The sequence below is a fragment of the Streptomyces sp. Xyl84 genome (assembly GCF_059731885.1).
This window is the reverse complement of the sequence record NZ_AP029182.1, coordinates 1-18,789: the sequence shown is the minus strand read 5'-3', so window position 1 is coordinate 18,789 and position 18,789 is coordinate 1. Positions and strand designations below refer to the sequence as shown.

16 protein-coding genes and 5 pseudogenes are annotated in these 18,789 nt (G+C 69.8%); 15 read left to right on the top strand and 6 right to left on the bottom strand.

The window, feature by feature from the left end:
* Positions 1–323 precede the first annotated feature (323 nt).
* Together AC6I72_RS00105 and AC6I72_RS00100 are read left to right on the top strand one after the other, a co-directional pair.
* On the top strand, positions 324–1,487 hold the full coding sequence (locus AC6I72_RS00105; RefSeq protein ID WP_497998452.1) for a saccharopine dehydrogenase NADP-binding domain-containing protein: 1,164 nt from the start codon (positions 324–326) through the stop codon (positions 1,485–1,487).
* Positions 1,484–2,167 carry an HAD family hydrolase gene (locus AC6I72_RS00100; RefSeq protein ID WP_497998450.1) on the top strand — a complete coding sequence of 228 codons (684 nt, stop codon included), beginning with the start codon at positions 1,484–1,486 and terminating at the stop codon, positions 2,165–2,167. Before AC6I72_RS00105 ends, AC6I72_RS00100 begins: the two co-directional genes overlap by 4 nt.
* A gap of 16 nt (positions 2,168–2,183) precedes the next feature.
* On the opposite strand, the gene AC6I72_RS00095 is transcribed toward AC6I72_RS00100, so the two are convergent.
* On the bottom strand, positions 2,184–2,393 hold the full coding sequence (locus tag AC6I72_RS00095; protein WP_497998449.1) for a helix-turn-helix domain-containing protein: 210 nt from the start codon (positions 2,391–2,393) through the stop codon (positions 2,184–2,186).
* 68 nt (positions 2,394–2,461) lie between these two features.
* On the opposite strand from AC6I72_RS00095, the gene AC6I72_RS00090 reads away from it, so the two are divergent.
* The 6 genes and pseudogenes from AC6I72_RS00090 to AC6I72_RS00065 all read left to right on the top strand — a co-directional run bounded on the left by AC6I72_RS00090 (position 2,462) and on the right by AC6I72_RS00065 (position 9,037).
* Complete coding sequence (locus AC6I72_RS00090; RefSeq protein ID WP_497998448.1) at positions 2,462–3,697, top strand: IS701 family transposase; 1,236 nt, start codon at positions 2,462–2,464, stop codon at positions 3,695–3,697.
* A 172-nt stretch (positions 3,698–3,869) separates the two neighbouring features.
* Positions 3,870–4,959, top strand: a pseudogene (locus tag AC6I72_RS00085) (IS630 family transposase).
* A gap of 576 nt (positions 4,960–5,535) precedes the next feature.
* Positions 5,536–6,666, top strand: a pseudogene (locus AC6I72_RS00080) (cation diffusion facilitator family transporter).
* 53 nt (positions 6,667–6,719) lie between these two features.
* Positions 6,720–7,907, top strand: a pseudogene (locus AC6I72_RS00075) (IS701 family transposase).
* A 637-nt stretch (positions 7,908–8,544) separates the two neighbouring features.
* Positions 8,545–8,817, top strand: a complete 273-nt coding sequence (locus tag AC6I72_RS00070) for a hypothetical protein (RefSeq protein WP_497998447.1) — start codon at positions 8,545–8,547, stop codon at positions 8,815–8,817.
* Between the two features lie 94 nt (positions 8,818–8,911).
* Positions 8,912–9,037: a hypothetical protein gene (locus AC6I72_RS00065; protein WP_497998446.1), complete on the top strand. Its 126-nt coding sequence runs from the start codon at positions 8,912–8,914 to the stop codon at positions 9,035–9,037.
* A 103-nt stretch (positions 9,038–9,140) separates the two neighbouring features.
* Here AC6I72_RS00065 and AC6I72_RS00060 read toward each other — a convergent pair whose 3' ends face one another.
* The gene (locus AC6I72_RS00060; RefSeq protein WP_497998445.1) at positions 9,141–9,413 is read right to left on the bottom strand and encodes a hypothetical protein; all 273 of its coding nucleotides are present in this window, start codon (positions 9,411–9,413) and stop codon (positions 9,141–9,143) included.
* 456 nt (positions 9,414–9,869) lie between these two features.
* Here AC6I72_RS00060 and AC6I72_RS00055 point away from each other — a divergent pair, with 456 nt between their 5' ends.
* From AC6I72_RS00055 to AC6I72_RS00040, 4 genes and pseudogenes are all read left to right on the top strand, one after another.
* Positions 9,870–10,112: a hypothetical protein gene (locus AC6I72_RS00055; protein ID WP_497998443.1), complete on the top strand. Its 243-nt coding sequence runs from the start codon at positions 9,870–9,872 to the stop codon at positions 10,110–10,112.
* 40 nt (positions 10,113–10,152) lie between these two features.
* Positions 10,153–11,064 (top strand): sensor histidine kinase, encoded by a 912-nt coding sequence (locus AC6I72_RS00050; protein ID WP_497998441.1) that lies wholly within the window; start codon positions 10,153–10,155, stop codon positions 11,062–11,064.
* Positions 11,057–11,722, top strand: coding sequence for a response regulator (locus AC6I72_RS00045; protein ID WP_497998439.1), 666 nt, complete (start codon positions 11,057–11,059; stop codon positions 11,720–11,722). The genes AC6I72_RS00050 and AC6I72_RS00045 overlap by 8 nt, the downstream gene beginning before the upstream one ends.
* 223 nt (positions 11,723–11,945) lie before the next feature.
* Positions 11,946–13,225: pseudogene (locus AC6I72_RS00040) on the top strand (serine hydrolase domain-containing protein).
* A 181-nt stretch (positions 13,226–13,406) separates the two neighbouring features.
* Here the strand turns inward: AC6I72_RS00040 and AC6I72_RS00035 are convergent.
* Together AC6I72_RS00035 and AC6I72_RS00030 are read right to left on the bottom strand one after the other, a co-directional pair.
* Positions 13,407–13,849, bottom strand: a pseudogene (locus AC6I72_RS00035) (helix-turn-helix domain-containing protein); the annotation flags it as partial.
* 230 nt (positions 13,850–14,079) lie between these two features.
* Positions 14,080–14,586 carry an alpha/beta fold hydrolase gene (locus AC6I72_RS00030; RefSeq protein ID WP_497998437.1) on the bottom strand — a complete coding sequence of 169 codons (507 nt, stop codon included), beginning with the start codon at positions 14,584–14,586 and terminating at the stop codon, positions 14,080–14,082.
* Between the two features lie 69 nt (positions 14,587–14,655).
* On the opposite strand from AC6I72_RS00030, the gene AC6I72_RS00025 reads away from it, so the two are divergent.
* The 3 genes from AC6I72_RS00025 (at position 14,656) to AC6I72_RS00015 (ending at position 16,763) form a co-directional block, all read left to right on the top strand.
* Entirely contained in the window at positions 14,656–14,994 is a 339-nt protein-coding gene (locus AC6I72_RS00025) for a helix-turn-helix domain-containing protein (RefSeq protein ID WP_497998435.1), read from the top strand.
* A complete protein-coding gene (locus tag AC6I72_RS00020) occupies positions 14,957–15,202 on the top strand; it encodes a hypothetical protein (protein ID WP_497998433.1) in 246 nt (81 codons plus the stop codon). The genes AC6I72_RS00025 and AC6I72_RS00020 overlap by 38 nt, the downstream gene beginning before the upstream one ends.
* Positions 15,203–16,532: 1,330 nt before the next feature.
* On the top strand, positions 16,533–16,763 hold the full coding sequence (locus tag AC6I72_RS00015) for a hypothetical protein (RefSeq protein ID WP_497998431.1): 231 nt from the start codon (positions 16,533–16,535) through the stop codon (positions 16,761–16,763).
* Positions 16,764–16,853: 90 nt separating this feature from the next.
* On the opposite strand, the gene AC6I72_RS00010 is transcribed toward AC6I72_RS00015, so the two are convergent.
* The gene (locus tag AC6I72_RS00010) at positions 16,854–17,042 is read right to left on the bottom strand and encodes a helicase associated domain-containing protein (RefSeq protein ID WP_497998430.1); all 189 of its coding nucleotides are present in this window, start codon (positions 17,040–17,042) and stop codon (positions 16,854–16,856) included.
* The gene (locus tag AC6I72_RS00005; protein ID WP_497998428.1) at positions 17,039–17,944 is read right to left on the bottom strand and encodes a helicase associated domain-containing protein; all 906 of its coding nucleotides are present in this window, start codon (positions 17,942–17,944) and stop codon (positions 17,039–17,041) included. The genes AC6I72_RS00010 and AC6I72_RS00005 overlap by 4 nt, the downstream gene beginning before the upstream one ends.
* Between the last annotated feature and the right edge of the window lie 845 nt (positions 17,945–18,789).

Below are 18,789 nucleotides of genomic sequence, written 5' to 3'. Positions count from 1 at the left end.
AGGGAAGGGTCAAGGGACCAATACCCGCAAAAGGAATGGCTCCCGCAAGCCCTCGCCCGGAAAATTGGGGTTTGACGATGTCCACGCGAAGGCAGTGCGCGTCGGCGTTGCCGAACGGCTCAACAGGACGCCGCACTTGTGACTATGCTGAGCGCTGCTCCGAGTCAGAGATCGGTCCTTACGCGAACGCTTGAACCGTTTATGGGAGCAAAGACGCAGGGCCCGCGAAGCGAATTCGTCCGCTCGTTTCCACGTCTAACACGCACATTCTCGGCAGCCTTTTCCGTGGCGCATTTGGCACCGATACGGGGGATTCCTTGACGATGAACGACGACGCAGGAACGACGCGAGTACTGATCATCGGCCTCGGTGATCTGGGCCAACGCCTGCTGCACATGCTGGTCGGCGAGCACGGTTCCCCGTACGAGGTCGTCGTCGCGGCCCGTTCCGGGGAACGCGCCCTGCGGTTCGCCAACCTGGGCCGGTACACAGCCGCGAATCTGGGCCGCGTCACCTCTGTGGGCAGCGCGGAGATCGACCTCGAGGACGTGGACCGCACCGCGGAGACCCTCGCCGGGATCCGGCCGGACATCGTCGTCAACGCGGCTTCCCTCCAGGCCGCCCGCGCGATCCTGGACCTCCCGGACAAGACCTTCCGGGAACTCGACGAGGCCCAGCTCGGCCCGTGGCTCCCGATGCACCTGGCGCTGAACCACCGGCTGATGCTGGCACTGCGCCGGGCCGGCTCCGCCGCGCTCGCCGTCAACACCGCCTACCCCGACGCGGTCGGTCCCGCCCTGGCCTCGATCGGTCTGGCGCCGCACATCGGCATCGGGAACGTCGGCAACATCGTCCCCGCGCTCACCTTCGCGGCTGCCCTCGAACTCGACCGCGATCCGGCGAGCGTGCGGGTGCGGGTGGTGGCCCACCACTACTTCAGCCACCACGTGCACCGGTTCGGCGAAGCGGACGGCGTCCCGTTCGTGCTCGAGGTGTCGGACGCGGTCACGGGCGAGATCCTGTGCCCACGGCCGGAGCGCATGTTCGCCCACCTGACGGGGCCGTTGAAGCGGCAGGGCGGCACGCAGGGCCAGCAGCTGACCTCGGCCTCGGCCCTCCAGGTCGTCCGGGCTCTGACGTCCGCCGAGGAACGCCGGCTGCACGCGCCGGCCCCGCACGGCCGCGTCGGCGGCTATCCCGTCGCCGTGTCCGCGGCCGGCATCCGGCTCGACCTGCCGGCCGGGCTGACCGAGCAGGCGGCCGTCGCCGTGAACGAGGAGTGCCAGCGCATCGACGGCATCGACGCCGTCCATCCGGGCGGGCGGATCGTCTTCGCCAAGGAGAGCATGTCCGTCATGCAGCGCCTGCTCGGCTACGACTGCCCGGAGATGCTCGTCGAGGACGCGCTGCCGCTCGCGCGTGAACTCTCCGAAAAGTACGCCGAGTTCGCCGAGCGCCAGGCCTGGGCGGACGTGGTGGCCCGATGACCCCGGCCGTCGTGTTCTTCGACCTCGACGGGGTCCTCGTCGACAGCCAGGACGCCGAGAACGACGCCCTGCTCGACCTGGCCCGTCTCGTCGGTGCCCCCGTGACGGCGGCCGACGTGGAACGATTGTTCAACGGACGCCGCGTCCAGGACAGCGTCGACATCCTGGCCCGCCTCGCGACGAAACCGATGCCGCCGGACCCGGTCGGGGTGCTGCGCGCCCGGGGCGAGGAGCTGATCGCCGGGCGCCTGACGGCCGTGCCCGGAGTCGAGGAGGCGCTGCGCGCGATCACCCTTCCCACGTACGTGGTGTCGAACTCGCCGCTGCAGATGATCCGCGACCGGCTGCGGACGACCGGGCTCGACAGCTACTTCGGGGACAGGCACTTCTCCGCCTACGAGCTGAAGGTGTGGAAGCCCGACCCGGGCCTGTACGCGGCCGCCGCCGAGGCGGTGTCGGTCGATCCCGCGGACGTGCTGGTGATCGAGGACAGCCGCATCGGCGTCGAGGCCGCCGCGGCCGCGGGCATGCCGGTCCTCTGGTATCGGCCAGGTCCGCGGCCCGACGAGGCGGACGTCCCGGGTGTCCGCTCCCTCAGCGACATGCTCGACCTCGCGAAACTGGCGGCAACCTGGACCGGTCTCGGGGACACGCGCCGTCAGGAGCCCGTCGCCGGGTGAGGGGCGGCGCCGTGTCTCAGACTGAGTCGTCGTGGCCGGGGGCGAGCCGGATCCGATATGCCGTGATCTTGCGGTAGATCGTCGTCCGGGAGATGCCCAGGGGCCGCGCCACCCGCAGCTTGTCCCCGAGGGGCGGTGGCGGGGCAGCGGTCGACCTCGGCGTACTCGCCGCGGCGAGGTCGTCTTCCGCGAGGGCGTGAAGGCGCACTCTGTCAGGTGCGGTCATCGTGCTGACCTCTAGTAGTGCTTCGTTACCTTGGGTGATCTCGGCTGGTGGTGGGCATCTTCTCTGGTATGAGGCTGGGGGAGGTGGAACGGCTCCGGGGCGAGTTATCGGAGTTCGTTGCCGATGTGTTCGGTTCATTGCCGCGGCGGGATCAGCGGCGGTGGGGTGAGTGTTATCTGCGGGGTTTGATGCTGGACGGCCGTCGGAAGTCGATCCAGCCGATGGCCGAGCGGCTGCCGGACGGCAACATGCAGGCCCTGCAGCAGTTCGTGAACCAGTCGCCGTGGGATCCGCTGCCGGTGCGGCGGCGGATCGCCCGGCGGCTGTGCGAGGTGATCGTCCCGGAGGTGTGGGTGATCGACGACGTGTCGTTCCCCAAGTGCGGGACGGCGTCGGTCGGGGTGGCCCGCCAGTACTGCGGAGCGTTGGGGAAACGGGCGAACTGCCAGGTCGCGGTCAGCGTCCACGGGGCCACCGACACGGCCTCCTGCCCGCTGGAGTGGGAGCTGTTCCTGCCCAAGGAGTGGACGGACGAGCCGGACCGATGCCGCAGGGCCGGAGTCCCGGACGGCACCGGCCACCAGGAGAAATGGCGCCTCGCGCTCGGACTGCTCGACGCGCTCGCCGACTGGCAGTTGAAGGCGCCGGTCGTGGTCGCCGACGCCGGATACGGGGTCAGCACACCCTTCCGGGCCGGCCTGGAAGAACGCGGTCTGTCCTACGTGCTCGCGCTGACGGGCAAGGAGATCGCCCATGCCCGTGACGTCGCCCCTCACCGCCCTGCCTATGGCGGGCTCGGGCCGCCGACCCTGCCCCGCTACCGCACCGAGCCACGATCCCTCTCAGTCCACGCGATCGAGGCTGGCGCTGACCGGCTCACCGAGGTGACCTGGCGGCAGGGCAGCAAAGGCGCGATGACCTCTCAGTTCGCGGTGCTGACGGTGAGGCCGGCGGGCAAGCAGGCCCTGGCCGCGGCTCAGGCGGCAGGCGGCGGCCGCAGCCGGTGGGACGGCGTCCTGCCCACACGCACCGTGCTGGTGGAGTGGCCCGCAGGCCACGACGCCCCGACGGGCTACTGGATATCGAACCTGCCCGCCACCACCCCGATCGCCGACCTGGTGCGATGGGCGAAGATGCGCTGGCGGATCGAGCACGACTACCGCGAACTCAAGCACGGTCTGGGCCTGGACCACTTCGAGGGCCGCACCTGGCGCGGCTGGCACCACCACGTCACCCTCGTCACCGCCGCCCAGGCCTTCCTCACCCTGCGGCGGCTCGACCCAAAAGCCCAGATGCCGGCCTGACCCTCTACCAGGTCCTCGATGTCCTCCAGGACCTGCTGAGGTGCTGGACCGGCACCTGCACCACCTGCGGCCGACCCCTGCCGACCAGCAGAAGCAGAACGAGACCCAGAACCTAACGAAGCACTACTAGTGTCCTGAGTCGTTAGTTCGCTTGCGGTTGTAGGGTGGGGTGATGCCTGGCCCGAAGCCGTTGCCGCTGGAACTGTCCGATCACGAACGCCGAGTGCTGCGAGGCTGGTTGCGCAAGCAGACCGCCTCTCAGGCGCTGGTGCTGCGGTCGAGGATCGTGCTGGCGTGCGCGGAGGGCCTGTCGAACGCGCAGGTCGCGGATGACCTGCGTGTCTCGAGGGAGACGGTGCGCAAGTGGCGGTCCCGGTTCGCCACGGACCGGCTGGAAGGTCTGGTGGACCGGCCGCGTCCGGGAGCCCCGCGGAAGATCACGGACGAGCAGGTCGAAGCCCTGGTCGCCAGGACGCTCGGCCAGGCGCCGCCGACGGGTGATTCGCACTGGTCGACGCGCTCGATGGCCGGGGCAGCGGGCATGTCGCAGTCGGCCGTCTCGCGGATCTGGCGGGCGTTCGGCCTCAAGCCGCACATCGTGGAGACGTGGAAGCTGTCGACCGACCCGCAGTTCGTGACCAAGGTCCGTGACGTGGTGGGTATTTACCTTTCTCCGCCGGAGAACGCCCTGGTCCTCGCGGTGGACGAGAAGTCGCAGATACAGGCCCTGGACCGAACTCAACCGGTGCTGCCGATGGCACCAACCACGTCGGCGAAGATGACCCACGACTACGTCCGGCACGGCACGACCAGCCTGTTCGCCGCCCTGGACATCGTCTCCGGCTCGGTCATCGCCCAGCACTGCCGCCGCCACCGCCACCAGGAGTTCCTCCGCTTCCTGAAGGTCATCGACGCCGCCGTCCCCAAGAACCTCGAACTCCACCTGATCCTGGACAACTACGCCACCCACACGACCGAACCGGTCAAGAAGTGGCTGCTCCGACACCCCCGCTTCCACTTGCACTTCACCCCCACCTCGGCGTCCTGGCTCAACCTCGTCGAACGCTGGTTCGCCGAGCTGACCTGCCGCAAACTCCGCCGCTCGGCCCTCCGAAGCGTCGTCGAACTCGAACGGGACATCCGCGGCTGGATCAACGAGTGGAACAAGAACCCCAGGCCGTTCGTCTGGACGAAGACCGCCGACGACATCCTCGACAACCCTCGCCGCATACTGCACACGAATCAACGACTCAGGACACTAGCCCCAGCCTCCCCAGACTGATCGTCGACCTCCCGACGCGAGGGGCGAGAGGGTGGCGCCGACGATTACGGGGCCGGCGATTCCAGCCGGTCGGTGGGGGCCTGGTCGTAGTCGACGCCGTCGACCGGCCGCACGTGCTCGGGGGCGCGGACTCACACCCGGTACTCCGCGGCCTGCACGGTGCCGTCCTCACTGCCCTCGTACGACGGCAGACCCGACGAGAAACACCCAGCCGGTCGCAGTCTGCCGCCTCCACAGCCGCGCCGTGATCGCCTGCTCGGGATGCCCCAGGACCGGGTCGGCAGGCAGCACGACCCGCACCGGCACGGAGCCGGGCGCAGCCGGATCAGGAGGCGCCGACATGTCCACCACCGTACGCAGCCGGACCGGGCCGCTCCGACTGGGCAGGCCTCTTGCGCCACTTGTCGATGACGGTAGCGATCACGGCGGTGTCTCCAGGGGGTGTTCCACCCCCGGCCGACCAGGCGGCCATTGCGTAATTGCGAGGACATCGCACCTGGTCACCGGGGGTTTTTCGGTAGTAGCTGCGACGGGATTCACCTGACACTGTGGCCGGATGGACACCCACTACGACCACTCCCACGCTCACTCAGACGCGCACGGCGATCACCCTCATGGGGGGCGCACCAACCCGGGTGACCACGATCACGGCCACCGGCACGGTTCGGGGTGGTGGGCCAGGGCCCGGCACGAGGTCGCGCACCTGGTCCGGCCGCACAGCCATGAGGCGATGGACAAGGTCGACTCGGTCATGGAGACCTCGCGGGAAGGGATGCGCACCCTCTGGCTGTCGCTGGGCATCCTGGGGGCCACGGCCGTCGTCCAGGGCGGTGATCGTGGCCCTGTCCGGATCGGTGGCGCTGCTGGGCGACACCATCCATAACGGCGCGGACGCCCTGACCGCCCTTCCCCTGGGCATCGCGTTCGTACTCGGTCGGCGGGCGGCGAACCGCCGCTACACCTACGGCTACGGCCGCGCCGAAGACCTGGCCGGCATCGCCATCGTGCTCACGATCGCCGCCTCCTCAGCCCTGGCCGCCTACGAAGCCGTCGACCGGCTCCTCAACCCCCGCGACATCACCCACCTATGGGCCGTCGCCATCGCTGCCCTGGTCGGGTTCGCCGGCAACGAGTGCGTGGCCCGCTACCGCATCACAACCGGCCGACGCATCGGCTCCGCCGCCCTGGTCGCCGACGGCCTGCACGCCCCGCACCGACGGCTTCACCTCTTTCGCAGTCCTCCTGGGCGCCGGGGGTGCTGGGCTCGGCTGGCGCTGGGCCGACCCCGTCGTCGGCCTCCTCATCACCGCCGCGATCCTGATTGGTGCTGCGCGATGCCGCCCGCGAGGTCTACCGGCGGCTGATGGACGCCGTCGACCCCGAACTGGTCGACACCGCCGAAGCCGCCCTCCGGAACGTCGACGGCGTCCTGGACGTCGGCCAGGTCCGCATGCGCTGGATCGGCCACACGCTTCGCGCCGAAGCCGACATCGTCGTCGATCCCCACCTGACCGTCATCGCCGCTCACGACCGCGCGGTGGCCGCCGAACACACCCTCATCCACGCCGTCCCCCGCCTGACCGCCGCCACCGTTCACACCGACCACCTCCCACACGGCACAGACCCTCACGCATCACTCACCCACCACCACACAGAGCAGGGCGAACCGACACGGTTCGATTCCTAGTACTGTAACGGTGTTTGCCGTGACTGATGGCCGGGTCGGTCGTTGGTGTGGTTATGGGTGGGGATCTTGCTGATGTCAGGTTGTGGGCGAGTGAACTGGACGCAGTGCATGAGCGGTTCGTGCACCGTTTCAGCAGGTCGGAGCCGCGTGAGTCGGCACTGGCCTATATGCGTGGTCTGATTGCTCCGCTGCAGCGGAAGAACGGCTGGACGCTGGCGGAGGAAGCCGGTCATGCGGGCCCGGACCGCATCCACCGGATGCTGAACCGGATCGAGTGGGACGCCCGACGAGGTACTCGACGACGTGCGTCAGTACGTGGTCGACGACCTCGGCGATCCCGACGCCGTCCTGGTCGTGGACGACACGGGCTTCCTGAAGAGGGGAACGCGGTCGGCCGGGGTGCGGCGGCAGTACTCCGGCACCGCCGGACGCACGGAGAACTGCCAGGTCGGGCGTCTTCCTGGCCTATGCAACCGAGCGCGGGCGGACACTGATCGACCGGCGTCTGTATCTGCCCACCTCCTGGACCGACGACCGCGGAAGATGCCGCCGGGCCGGCATCAGCGATGAGGTCGCCTTCGCAACCAAGGTGGCCATGGCCAAGGCGATGGTCCGCCGCGCCATCAAGGACAAGATCCCGTTCCGGTGGGTGACCGCGGATGCCGCCTACGGCTTCTCCAAGGGCTGGCGGTCCGAGCTGGAAGGGGCCGACGTCTTCCACGTCATGGCCACCACCCGGCACGACACCGTGGTCACCCGCTGGGCGATCGACCACCCCGTCCACGACCTGTTCAACGGCCTTGCCCGGCAGAAATGGAAGCGGCGTTCCTGCGGCAGCGGAGCTCACGGCCTGCGGATCTACGACTGGGCCCGCGTCGAAGTCAGGCCGTGGCACCGGCACGACCGCCGTCACTGGGTGATCGCCCGCCGCAGCGTCGCCCCGCCCGCAGGAGATCTCGTACTGCATCGCCTACTGCCCCGCTGAGACCACACTCGACCAGCTGATCCGCGTCGCGGGCAGCCGATGGGCCATCGAGGAGTGCTTCCAGAGCGCGAAACAGGAATGCGGCCTGGACGACTACCAGGTCCGCCGCTACCCCGGCTGGCACCGCCACATGACCCTGGCCATGGCCGTCCACGCCTGCCTGACCGTCCTGCGGGCCCGCCAGCTGGATGCCGGGAAAGCAGAAACGGATCCTCCCAGCTCATCCACCTCAGCCTCGCCGAGATACGACGGCTGATCACCCGCCTCACCGACCGCCGGCCCACACCCGTCGAGCACGTCCTGCACTGGTCGGCCTGGCGCCGCAAACGACAACACCAGGCCCGCACCAGCCACTACAAACGACGTGGCCACAGCCCCTGAGCTGCCCAGCACTCAGAACAAGCACCGTCGCAGTACTAGCCGACGACCCCGGCGGAGCCCCGGCCGGTCGACAGCCCTTATGACCCGCTCCCGAGGCCGGAGGTCAGCACCAGAGCAAACCCAAGCCCTCCTCGCTTGTCATGCAGAGCTTTGATCAGGTAAGTGAAAGCGCCCTCTTTAGCTGGGAAGGTGAGGTTTGCGGACGTTCGCGGAGTGGTCAACCACGCCGGATGCCGTCTGCTGGCCGATGCCACCGGCGGCGGTCGGCGGCATCGTCTGACGAACCCCGCAGCAACAAAGGCCACGCCCGCGGGGTTGGTTCAGCGGGCGGCGCCGGCCAGGTCGCCGTCGTGCGGTCCGCGGCTCCGGGCGAGTCCGTAAAACCTCCGAGAAGTGACATCGGGGGGGCTGTGGCTCACGTCGGAAGTAGACTGGCCCATCAAGTCTCCTCCGAGTCGCGCTGGTTCATCCGACGTACTTCAGGAGGAGCCGCGACTTGAGGGAGGGCCGGGATGGGACAGCTGAGCGCAGTGGACCGCGGTGACGGAACCGGCTGCTACTACGCCGTCGACACCACGACCCGCCAGGCGGTGGGTGAGGTCATCCCCAGCGACGTCCACCGCGGCCACTACAGGGCAGGCGTGTACAACCCCTCCCGTGGCGTGATGTTCGTAAAAGTGTCCGGCAGTTCGGAATCCCTGGTCGACCTGACGCAGGCAGGCACCGAGAACTTCACCACCGTCCAGGAAGCCCTGGCCGCAATCTCCAGGAACCGCCCTCGCTGAGCGCGAACCTCCCGCCCGCTTCGACCCGGCTCGCGCGGCGCGCACCCGGTCGCGGTAGCAGCACATCCCAGACCTGCGAGCCGCACTCTAGCGCGTGCTGCCCCTGCTCAGCTTCTACGCCGGCCGGGAGGCCGCGGACTCCCACCCGGAGCAGACCGCCCTGCTGCTCGGCGTCGCCGATGAGGTGGCGGACGTCCTGGCCCGCACCGCCCCCGGATGACGGTCTGAGGCACGAGACGGAGGGGGCCTGTCACCACCAGGTGGTGACAGGCCCCCTCCGTCTGCCCTGCATCCGATCCCTACCAGCGAATTCCGAGCGCGGTTCAATCCGCCCGCTGCTCGTCGGTGAGATTGTCGGCGCGGCGGCGGCCGTTGTCGACGACGTTGCCGAGTTTGATCTCTGTCCCGTCCGGCAGTACCCCCAGGTGCTTGCGCGGCACCCGCGGGTGTCCCTCCCGCTCGAAGAACTGCCGTGCCGCCGCGGGGTTCACGGTTCGTGCCGCCTCCCGCCGTCCCGCCGGCCGCGCAGCCGTCTCGGCCTCGGGGAGAGTGGGCTTCAGGCCCAGGGTCTCCAGGAGGTACTGCTGTGCGGGCATGAGCCGGTCCCGCCCGGCGCGCTGCGCCGCCACCCATGCCCCCGAGGTCTTCGCCCTGCACGATGACCTCACCCGCAGCCTCGGGAAGGGGGGCGGCGGGCCGGACGTGGGTCTGACCCAGGTTGTGAGAGCCCGCCCCAGCGCCGCGGGGAGCGGGGTGGGTCCATGCGAAGCACCATGCGACCGGAGATGGAAATGCGGTGCCCAGCGGGGTGTTCTTGGGCTCACTGATCGCAACCGTCGCCGAGCAGGGAGAGGCGTGCGTGCTCGCGCAACGCCTGCCCCACCGTGGAGAGGTCGCCGCTGGCCACTCATTGGAAGCGGGTCACCACCATCAGATGGTCGACGCTCTGGCGCGCGAACCCGTCCACGACTGAGGCGGGTCGGGCCACGCTGGCGTGCGAGTGGCTCTTTGGAGTGACGATGACCTGTGTGCGAGGTCGTAGTGTCGGGCGGATGAGAGTGATGGACGGCAGGTGGCCCGGGTGGGGTGCCGATGCCGGGCTGGTCGTGCTGACGTTTGTGCCGGCGCTGCTGTCGCAGCCGTACGTGGACACCTCCGGGTCGGCCTGGGTATCGCTCATGGCGTACGAGACGGTGGGCGTGGTGGTTCTGCTGCTGCGGCGGCGGCTGCCGGCCACCGCCTTCGTCGTGGGTTTCGGGGCTCTTCTGGCGGCGCTGGTGGGGGAGTGCGGGTGAGGGGGCCAAACTGTCGCCGCTGGTCTTCCTGCCGCTGGCGGTGCTGCTCTACAACCTGGGCCACCACGGCGCGAGCTGGCGGCGGACCGTGTCGGCGGTCGTCGGCGGCATCGTGCTGAGCGTGGCCGGCCTGTGGCTGAACCGGGTGACGACCGACTCCGGTGACTTCCAGGGCGGTCTGGACGTCCTCGCCGCGCTGGCCCCGATGCCGCTGGCGTGGGCGATGGGCTTCGCCGCGCGGACCCGGCAGGAACTGCTGGCCGCGGCCGAGCGTCGGGCGGCCGACGCGCGCCGGGCACAGGTCCTGGAGGCGGCACAGGCCACACAACGCGAGCGGACAAGGATCGCGGGTGAGATGCACGACGTGGTCGCGCACTCGCTGACCCTGCTCGTCGTGCATGCGGAGACGCTGCGGGCCCGCGGCGGCGAGCTGCCCGACTGGGCCCGGGCCCAGGCCGACGGCCTGGCGGCGGCGGCCCGGCAGAGCAGCGGCGAGTTGCGTGACCTGCTGCGGATGCTGCGCCACCCCGAGGACGCCGTCCCGCTCCAGCCCGTGCCGGACCTCGGGGAGCTGGACGCGTTGCTGGACAGCCACCGTGCCGCGGGAGGGACGGTCGGGCTGACGATGGACGTCGCGACGGAGTCCGTGCCGGGGCCGGTCCAGCTGGTGGTATACCGCGTCGTGCAGGAGGCACTGGTCAACGCCCGTCGACACGCGCCCGGAGCGCCCGTCCAGGTGAGCGTCCGTGGCAAGGACGGGGGAGAGCTGCGGTGTGAGATCGTGAACGGCCGCGGAGTGCGGCAGGCCGCGGCCGGCGCGGGTGTCGGGCTCGGCCTGGTCAGCATGGAGGAACGCGTGGGGGCACTGGACGGCGAACTCACCGCGGGCCCGACCGGGGACGGCGGCTTCCGAGTCGTGGTCACGATGCCGTGGGAGCGCGCGGATGCATGAGCAGATCAGCGTGCTCGTCGTGGACGACGAGCCGGTCATCCGCGCCGGACTGAGCGCGATCCTGGACAGCCAGCCGGACATCACCGTTGCAGGCACCGCCGACGACGGCGAGGAAGCCGTCGAGGCGTGCGCGCGGCTGCGGCCGGACGTACTGCTGATGGACATCCGTATGCCGCGCCGCAACGGCCTGTGGGCGCTGGCCGAGCTGGGCCGCCGCAGACTCCTCGGGCCGGGGCGCAGCCGGGTGCTCATGCTGACGACGTTCGATCTGGACGAGTACGTCGACGACGCGCTCGCGGCCGGGGCCTCCGGCTTCCTGCTGAAGAACAGTTCGTACGAGGAGCTGACCGGGGCCGTGCGTGCCGCGGCGGCCGGGCACAGCGCGCTGAGCCCCGCGGTGACCCAGCGGATCATCGAGGGCCATCTCAGCGGCCGGCGCCGCCCCGACGGCCAGGAACTGGCCCGGCTGAGGGACCTCACCGAGCGGGAGGTCGACGTGCTGCGTCTGATCCGGGACGGGCTGAGCAACGCCGAGATCGCCGACCGGCTCGTGGTGAGCCTGCACACGGTCAAGACGCACGTCAGCCGCGTGCTCACGAAGACCGGCTGCCAGAGCAGGGCGCAGGCGGCGGTGCTGGCCAGGAACACCCTGTCCTGACCTGCCCCCGTCGGAGGGCGGGCCGGCGGGGCGCCGTACCCCTGCGGGGTCACTCCTTGGAGTGACCCCGCGCCGGTGGGAAGCCGCCATCGAGCGATGTACCAGCGGCGCGCCGCTGACTGAATGGATGGTGTGCGCGGGACCCGCCGAACGGCCGACCACCAGGCGATCGTCCGGTCCCTCGACGCACGCAGCACATCGTCACGCGCCGAAGGGAACCGCCATGTCCGCACCCACACTGTCCCGCCGCCACCGAATCCGGCGCGGAGCGCTGACCGTCGCCCTGACGACCTGTCTGGCCGCGGCGCTCGCGAGCTGCTCGGACGAGGCCGAACCGGCGGCTGGGCAAGTCGCGGCGAGCCCGGCGGCCGACGCGCGGCTGGCCCGACTCGCGCAGCAGGCGGCAGACACCGGCTCCCTGGGCGTCATCGTCCGGGTCGACTCCGGCGACGGGAAGCCCGTCGAGATCGCCAGGCAAGCCGCCTGGACCAAGGACGACCACCGCCTCGCCGTCGGCGACCGGTTCCGAGTCGGGTCCAACACCAAGACGCTCACCGCGACCCTCGTCCTGCAGCAGGTCGCCCAGCAGAAGATCAGCCTCGACGACACGGTCGAGAAGTGGCTGCCCGGCCTGGTCAAGGGCGGTGCGCACATCACGGTACGGATGCTGCTCAACCACACCAGCGGCCTGGGAGACTTCCTGCTGACGCCCCGGTTCCTGCCCTCGCTCACCGGTCAGGAGCAGCGCACGTGGAAGCCGGAGGAACTTCTCGCCACCACTCCCGAGCAGGACCCGCCGGCCGAGCCGGGCGAGAAATACTCTTACAGCAACGCCAACTATGAGGCTCTCGGACTGATCTTGGAGAAGGCCACCGGAAGCAGTCTGGCCGAGCTGATCGAGCAGAAGATCACCGAGCCGCTCGGCATGAAGGACTCGTTCCTGGCCACGGACGCGGCCTGGCCCGCCGGGAAACGCCACGCGACCGGCTACGAGCCGGACGCCAAGCGCCTGAAGGCCCTCCTTTCCGGGACCGTGGACCTGCCCGAGGGCGTCGGATTCGCCGGGCCCGAACGCCCCGGCACAACGTCGACACCGCCGCAATCGACCCGAGCTGGTCGTGGGCGGCGGGCGGTATGGTCTCCACCGCTCAGGACTGGCAGCGCTTCCTCACCGCGCTCATGTCCGGCCGGTTGCTGCCCGAGGCCCAGATGAAGCAGATGCGCACCACCGTGGACGCGCCCGAGGAAGGCGGAGCTTACGGTCTGGGCCTGATGAAGGTGGACACTCCCTGCGGCACGGTCTGGGGGCACACCGGCGGCCTGCCCGGCTACTCCAGTGAGATCTACACCGACGCCACCGGCACCCGCAGCGTCGCCGTCTTCACCATCACGAACTTCGGCATCAAGGAAAGGAAGGCCGCTACCACGAACAAGGCCCTCGTCGACGCCGCGACCTGCCAGATGCTCGGCAAGCCCCAGCCCTCGGACAGCCCGACCGGTTGACGGCCGCGGACATCAGCCGCCTCCGCCTTTGTCGGCCGCCTCGCTGCCGACCTGCGCATGACGGCTGCCTTCACGCGCGTTCTGCACGAGAGGCCGGACGACCCGCATGCCGCGCCGCTTCCTGAGCATCGGCACCAAAGACCGGCACCGGCGGAACAGTGGTTCGTTCACATTGAGCGAATCTTGGTGGAAGAAGCCGCCAAGGACTCTCTGTCCGGGAGTCACTGGGCGGGGCGGATATTTCGAGGAGGAGATGGCTGCGCGCCGTGTCGACGAAGGGCCAGTCGGCGTCGGGGATGCGCCAGTGCGCGGCCGGGGCAGGGGAGGCGACCAGCTCTCGGGTGGCGTGGGTGACCGGCGCGGTCGGCATGGACAGCACCAGGTGCCCTGTCACGCCGGCGAGTCGCCCCATCGGTGCACGGCGCCGGGCGGAATCCACGCCGCGGATCGGTCTTCGAGCGGGTGACGGTGGAAAACGACGGTGACTGAGCCGGGTCCGGCGTCGATGACGGCAAGCACGTGGAAGTCGGCGCGCTGCGTACCGCCGTCGTTGAGATCGCGAAGGCGGCCGAACGTCATCGTCTCGACCGAGGCGGCGAGGCGTCCCACGGACTGGTAGGTCATTCGACCCCACCTGATCGACAGCTGCCTCACCGCCACCGGTCTCGTCCTCACACCACCGACCCCGCCGTGAAAACCTCCGTAAGTAGCCACCGCCGGGGTCCCCTGCCGTTGGCCCGACAAGAGCTACCTGACCGCCGTGGACGAAGAGGCCGTGCGCCTGGCCGACGTCCTGGAGGACCACCCGCGCACCGGCGACGTCACCGACGCCAGCGCCCGGGACGACATCGTCTTCACCGCGGCCGGCGGTCCTGGGTGCTCGACTTCCGGTCCGGCCTCAACGGCGAGGTGTCCCAGAACCCGTCTGGCGCCCAGGCCCCGGCCGGCGGTCCCGCCCCGCCGTCAGCCGTCTCGTCGGGGAAACGCTGGGCGAAGTGGCGTGCGTAGGCTCCGCCCAGGGAATGGCCCACCAGCAGGTACGGGGCAGGTACGCCGGCGGCGCGCAGCAGGTCGCGGAGTTCATCGGTGACTTCCGCGGCGGTGCGCGGCAGTTGGGCCCCCTGGCTCCAGCCGGTGCCGGCACGGTCGTAGATCACGCTGGTAGTCAGCTCCGCCGCCCGGTCGTGGATGTTCAGGTAGTCGAGGCCGACCTGCCCGGCTCCCGGCAGGAACACCACGGCCGGGCCCCCGGTACCGGTGCGGTGCAGCATCAGCCGCCGTCCCCCGACTTCGTACAGGTGCCCCAGCGGAGGCTCGGCCAGGGCGGCTTGGGGACCGGGAGTGGGTGACGAGTGCGACATGGTCGGTGACCTCATTATTCTGGGGGGTCTCAATTTTGAGAAAGGTATTGAGACTGAGAATATACATCCATGGACACGGTTGAGCTCCTTCTGCACCCGGTACGGATGCGCATCGTGCACGCCATGCACGACGGGCGGACACGCACGACCACTGAGCTCTGCGCCCTGCTGCCCGACGTCTCGAAGGCCACTGTCTACCGGCACGTCGGCCTCCTGGCCGACGGTGGACTGTTGGCCGTGGAGGGCGAACAGCGGGTGCGCGGCTCTGTCGAGCGCCGCTACCAGCTGCATCGCGACCGGGCCGTGATCGACGCCGGAACGGCCCGCGTCGCTGTCGCCGGAGGACTACCGGCGGGGCTTCGCCGTGGCGATGGCCACCTTGCTTGCCGAGTTCAACGCCTACCTTGACCGAGACGGGGCCGACCCGGTCGCCGACTTGGTGGGTTTCCGCCAGCACGCACTCTGGCTCAGCCGAGACGAACTCATCGAGATGATCGGCGAGATGCGCGAGGCAATCACGGCCCGTATGAGCCACGGCCCCTCACCGGAACGCACCCGCCACCTGCTCAGCCCGATCCTGTTCCCCGCCGAGACGCAGCTCCCGCGTAACGACTGACTGACCAGCAAGAAAAGGCTCCGGACTCCCGGCTCTGCCGCAACCCCTCGTTGAAGTCTGCGGCAAGTGGGGAGGCGAGCATGCCTGAGGATTCATTCTCGATGTCGAAGGAGGGGCTCTTGGTAGTTCGGGGGTGCGACCCCATCCGTGGATGACCGCGGCCTTCATCAGGACCTCGGCCCGGAGCATCGAGCCGATCAGCGGTCCGAACTCGTCGATCACCCTCGCTCGCGACCCCCCACTCGACGACCGCCGCGGAGGCGTCGCCGGACCCGGTGCCGACAGGTACTCGCGGACTGTCTTACGGTCCAGGCCGGTCTCCCTGGTGATCTCCGACAGGCTCATCGCCCCGGACTCCAGCAGGCCGCGAAAGCGCCGGAGCTCCAGCCAACGCTGCGGATCCAAGACCGCTGCCAGCCCCCTCCGCCGCCCGAATCGGCCAAGCAGCAGAGTGTCGAGCCGCAGGTCTCACCGCATCAGCAACTGTCCCTTTTCTTTCGTACGAGGCTGGGGCCGTTCACGTGTACGCCGACAGGCCGGATCAGCGTAGTGACCGGAGCGGTCGGCGAAGGCCTGCACCAGCCAGCCGTCGACCACCAGGTGGTAGTCGCCCCGGGACCAGGACCTCGCGGGCGGCCTCGTCTCCCGGCAGGATCTCCACGGCCCGGTCGAGTCGGCCGGCTCGCATGTGCGCGGAGAGTTCGACGGCGCGGGCGGCGAGCTGCTGCTTCTGGAGGCGCTGCTGCTCGGCTTCCTCGGCACGCTGGTCGGCGGTGAGCTCGTCCTGGACGACGGCATCGGTCTCCGGGCCGTAGACGCCGCCGGCGGTGACGAGCAGCTGCGTGATGCGCGGTGCCTCCCAAACTCATCAACACCACCCGTCCGTGGAACGGGGCGCCTCCCAAACTCATCGACAAGCGACGTCACTACTGATCGATAGAGCCACTGGCCCGCAGTACGAGTTTCGCCGACCGCGCTGTGATGGCCGCGTTGTGGGAGGGAATCTGCCGGATCGCGTATGCCTCCGTGGCAGCCCCCTCACGCACCCCACGCTAGTCGCCGCATGGGTGATCGCACCTTGGGCGCAGCTCTCCCGGATTGCCCCCCACTCCAGTTCCACGGACGGGCGTCAGCTCACCCAGCTCGGCCTCGACCGCAGCCAGCTCATCCCCACGACCAGCACGGCGGACCAGGAGAAACCTGACATACAGCCGGCGCCGGGCAGGACGGGATCGATGCCTTCTCGCAGTACGCCTCCCTCGCTCCGCTCACCGGGCAGGCTTCTGCGGACGGGGGGCCGTGGCACTTCTGGCAGGACCAGGCCGGCGCCGTGGTCCTGGCGCTCAACAAGCCGGGCGAGGACGGGGCCGTCCACGTCGTGACGGAGCTGCCCGAGCCCCCCGGCCCTGTGGTGGGATCTCGCCCGGCAGCGCGCGCAGATGGCGGTGGTCTGGTCCCCCACCTGCACCACCCCACCGGCCCCGAGATGGAAACCGCGCTGAACGCGCGGGCCGGGTGGATGACCTCCGCCCGCCGCGTGCCGCCCGTGGAACTGCGGTAGCCCTCCCCGCACGCCGAAAGGGGGGCCGGTCACCACCTGGCGGCCACCAGGTGGTGACCGACCCTCTTCGTCTCGTGCCCTGACCGTCTATCAGTGCATGTCGAGGGCGGTCCATGCCGCGCGCTGCTCGTCGGTCAGCTTGTCGGCGCGGCGGCGGGTGTTGTCGATGACGGCACCGAGCTTGATGGTCGTCCCGTCCGGCAGTACCTCCACGTGCTTGCGCGGCACCCGCAGGTGTCCCTCGCGCTCGTAGAACTGCCGCACCGCCGCGAGGTTCACCGCCCGGGCGGCCTCCCGCCGCCTACCGGCCGCGCCGCCGCCTCGGCCCCGGCGGGCGCGGGCTCCAGGCCCAGGGTCTCCAGGAGGTATTGCTGTGCGGGCATGAGCCGGTCCCGCCCGGTGCGCTGCCCTGCCGTCCATGCTCCGAGGTCTTCGCCCTGCACGATGACCTGGCCCGGAGCGTCAGGGAGCGGGCCGCCGGCGCGGACGTGTGCCTGACACAGCCGGTAGGCCCGCTGCCATCCCGCATCCCACACCGGGCACCACCCCGCGTCGATCGCTTCCAGCGCCTCCCTGCGGCTCTCTGGCAGCTCCCCCGTACTCGGCACGCCCGACTCCCCTGCCGCGCGCCGAGCGGCGTTCACAGCCGCCTTCCGGGCCGCCTGCCGCTGGTTCTTCGCCCACGTGCCGATGGGCTGCCCTTCCCACACGGCGGTGGCTGGAGGGACGAAGTGCCCGTGCGCGGCGGCGTAGGCGCGGGCGACGGCGAGCATGCCGTCCCACTCGGTGTAGACCGACCAGACCATGCCCAGCGTCTCCAGCTCGACCACGCGCTCGGCTTCCAGCGTCCCGGCCGCGTAGTACCGGCGCTGATCCGCCAGCCACGCCCCCAACGGGTAGGAGGGCCCGGGCCCTGTCCAGGCCTGCGGGGTCCAGTAGGCGACCGGCACCGACAACATGACCGACCTCGTCTCCCGCAGCCACCGCTGCGCGGCTGCGATGTCGCGCCGCCGGTACGCGTGCTCGGGGTCGATGACGCGCAGCCGTACGAACGCGGCCACCGTCGCGGGGTCGCGCTCGGTGCTGAACCGCAGCACACCGGCCGCCGCCGCACTCACCCGCGCCGACCCCTCGTCCTCCTGCTCCTGGCCCTCAGCGCCGATCTCGCCCCCGTCGCCCAACTCGCCTTCGTCACCGGTAAGTCCGGCTCCTGCCGGCCGCTGCGCGGCCTCGGGTCGGCCAGCGCTTCACGGTGTCCGTGTCGTGCGCCCGCAGCCCCCGAGGACCTTCGCCAGGGTCCCGTAAGCGTCCGACGTGAGCATTTCGTTCTCATCCTCGTCCGGGCCGAGGAATACCGGCACGATCAGTGTGGCCAGTTTCCCGTGCCGGGACACTCGCACTGGGGATAGCGAGGTGCGTTGCCGATTCAGTTACTTGATGTTGTTGGCGGTGAAAATCTTCCTGAAATCAGCACTCACACATCGCATTTCGACAACGAGTAGCGCTGCACAACGAAACAGGACATGAAAGGTCCTCAGGGGTATGCCGCGCATGGTGAGTTGACCTTGCGCCGGCCACAGGACCCCGGAGAGGCCGCTGCGCCCCCTGGAGGCATCGACTCCCGCAGGTCGCCAGAGGGGCTGTCAGACCCCGTCTCGGCGGCGCAAGGTCGAAGTGATCGGCCCCTGGTAGGGGTAGCGCAGGCCCGCAGGAGCGCGCTATGGTTCCCGTGTTCTAAAATTGAAGAGCGGGCGCGGGAAAGGGCCGGCCGAGAGGCCGGGCCCGTCAATTTCGCCAAGGCGTGACTAAATTGACGGGAGCTCAGGAATGCGGGAGAGTCGAAGGACCGCACCCCACCTGTGGCCAGCCGAATGGAATTCGCGGAGCGAATTCCATTCCAGTCCGAATCGCGGAGCGAATTCGGACCTCGGCCAACGGAGTTGGCCGGGTATTCCGGCGGAGCCGGAATACGGAATTGCGGAGCAATTCCCTGGACCGCCGCGTAGCGGCGGCGCGTCGTGTCTGC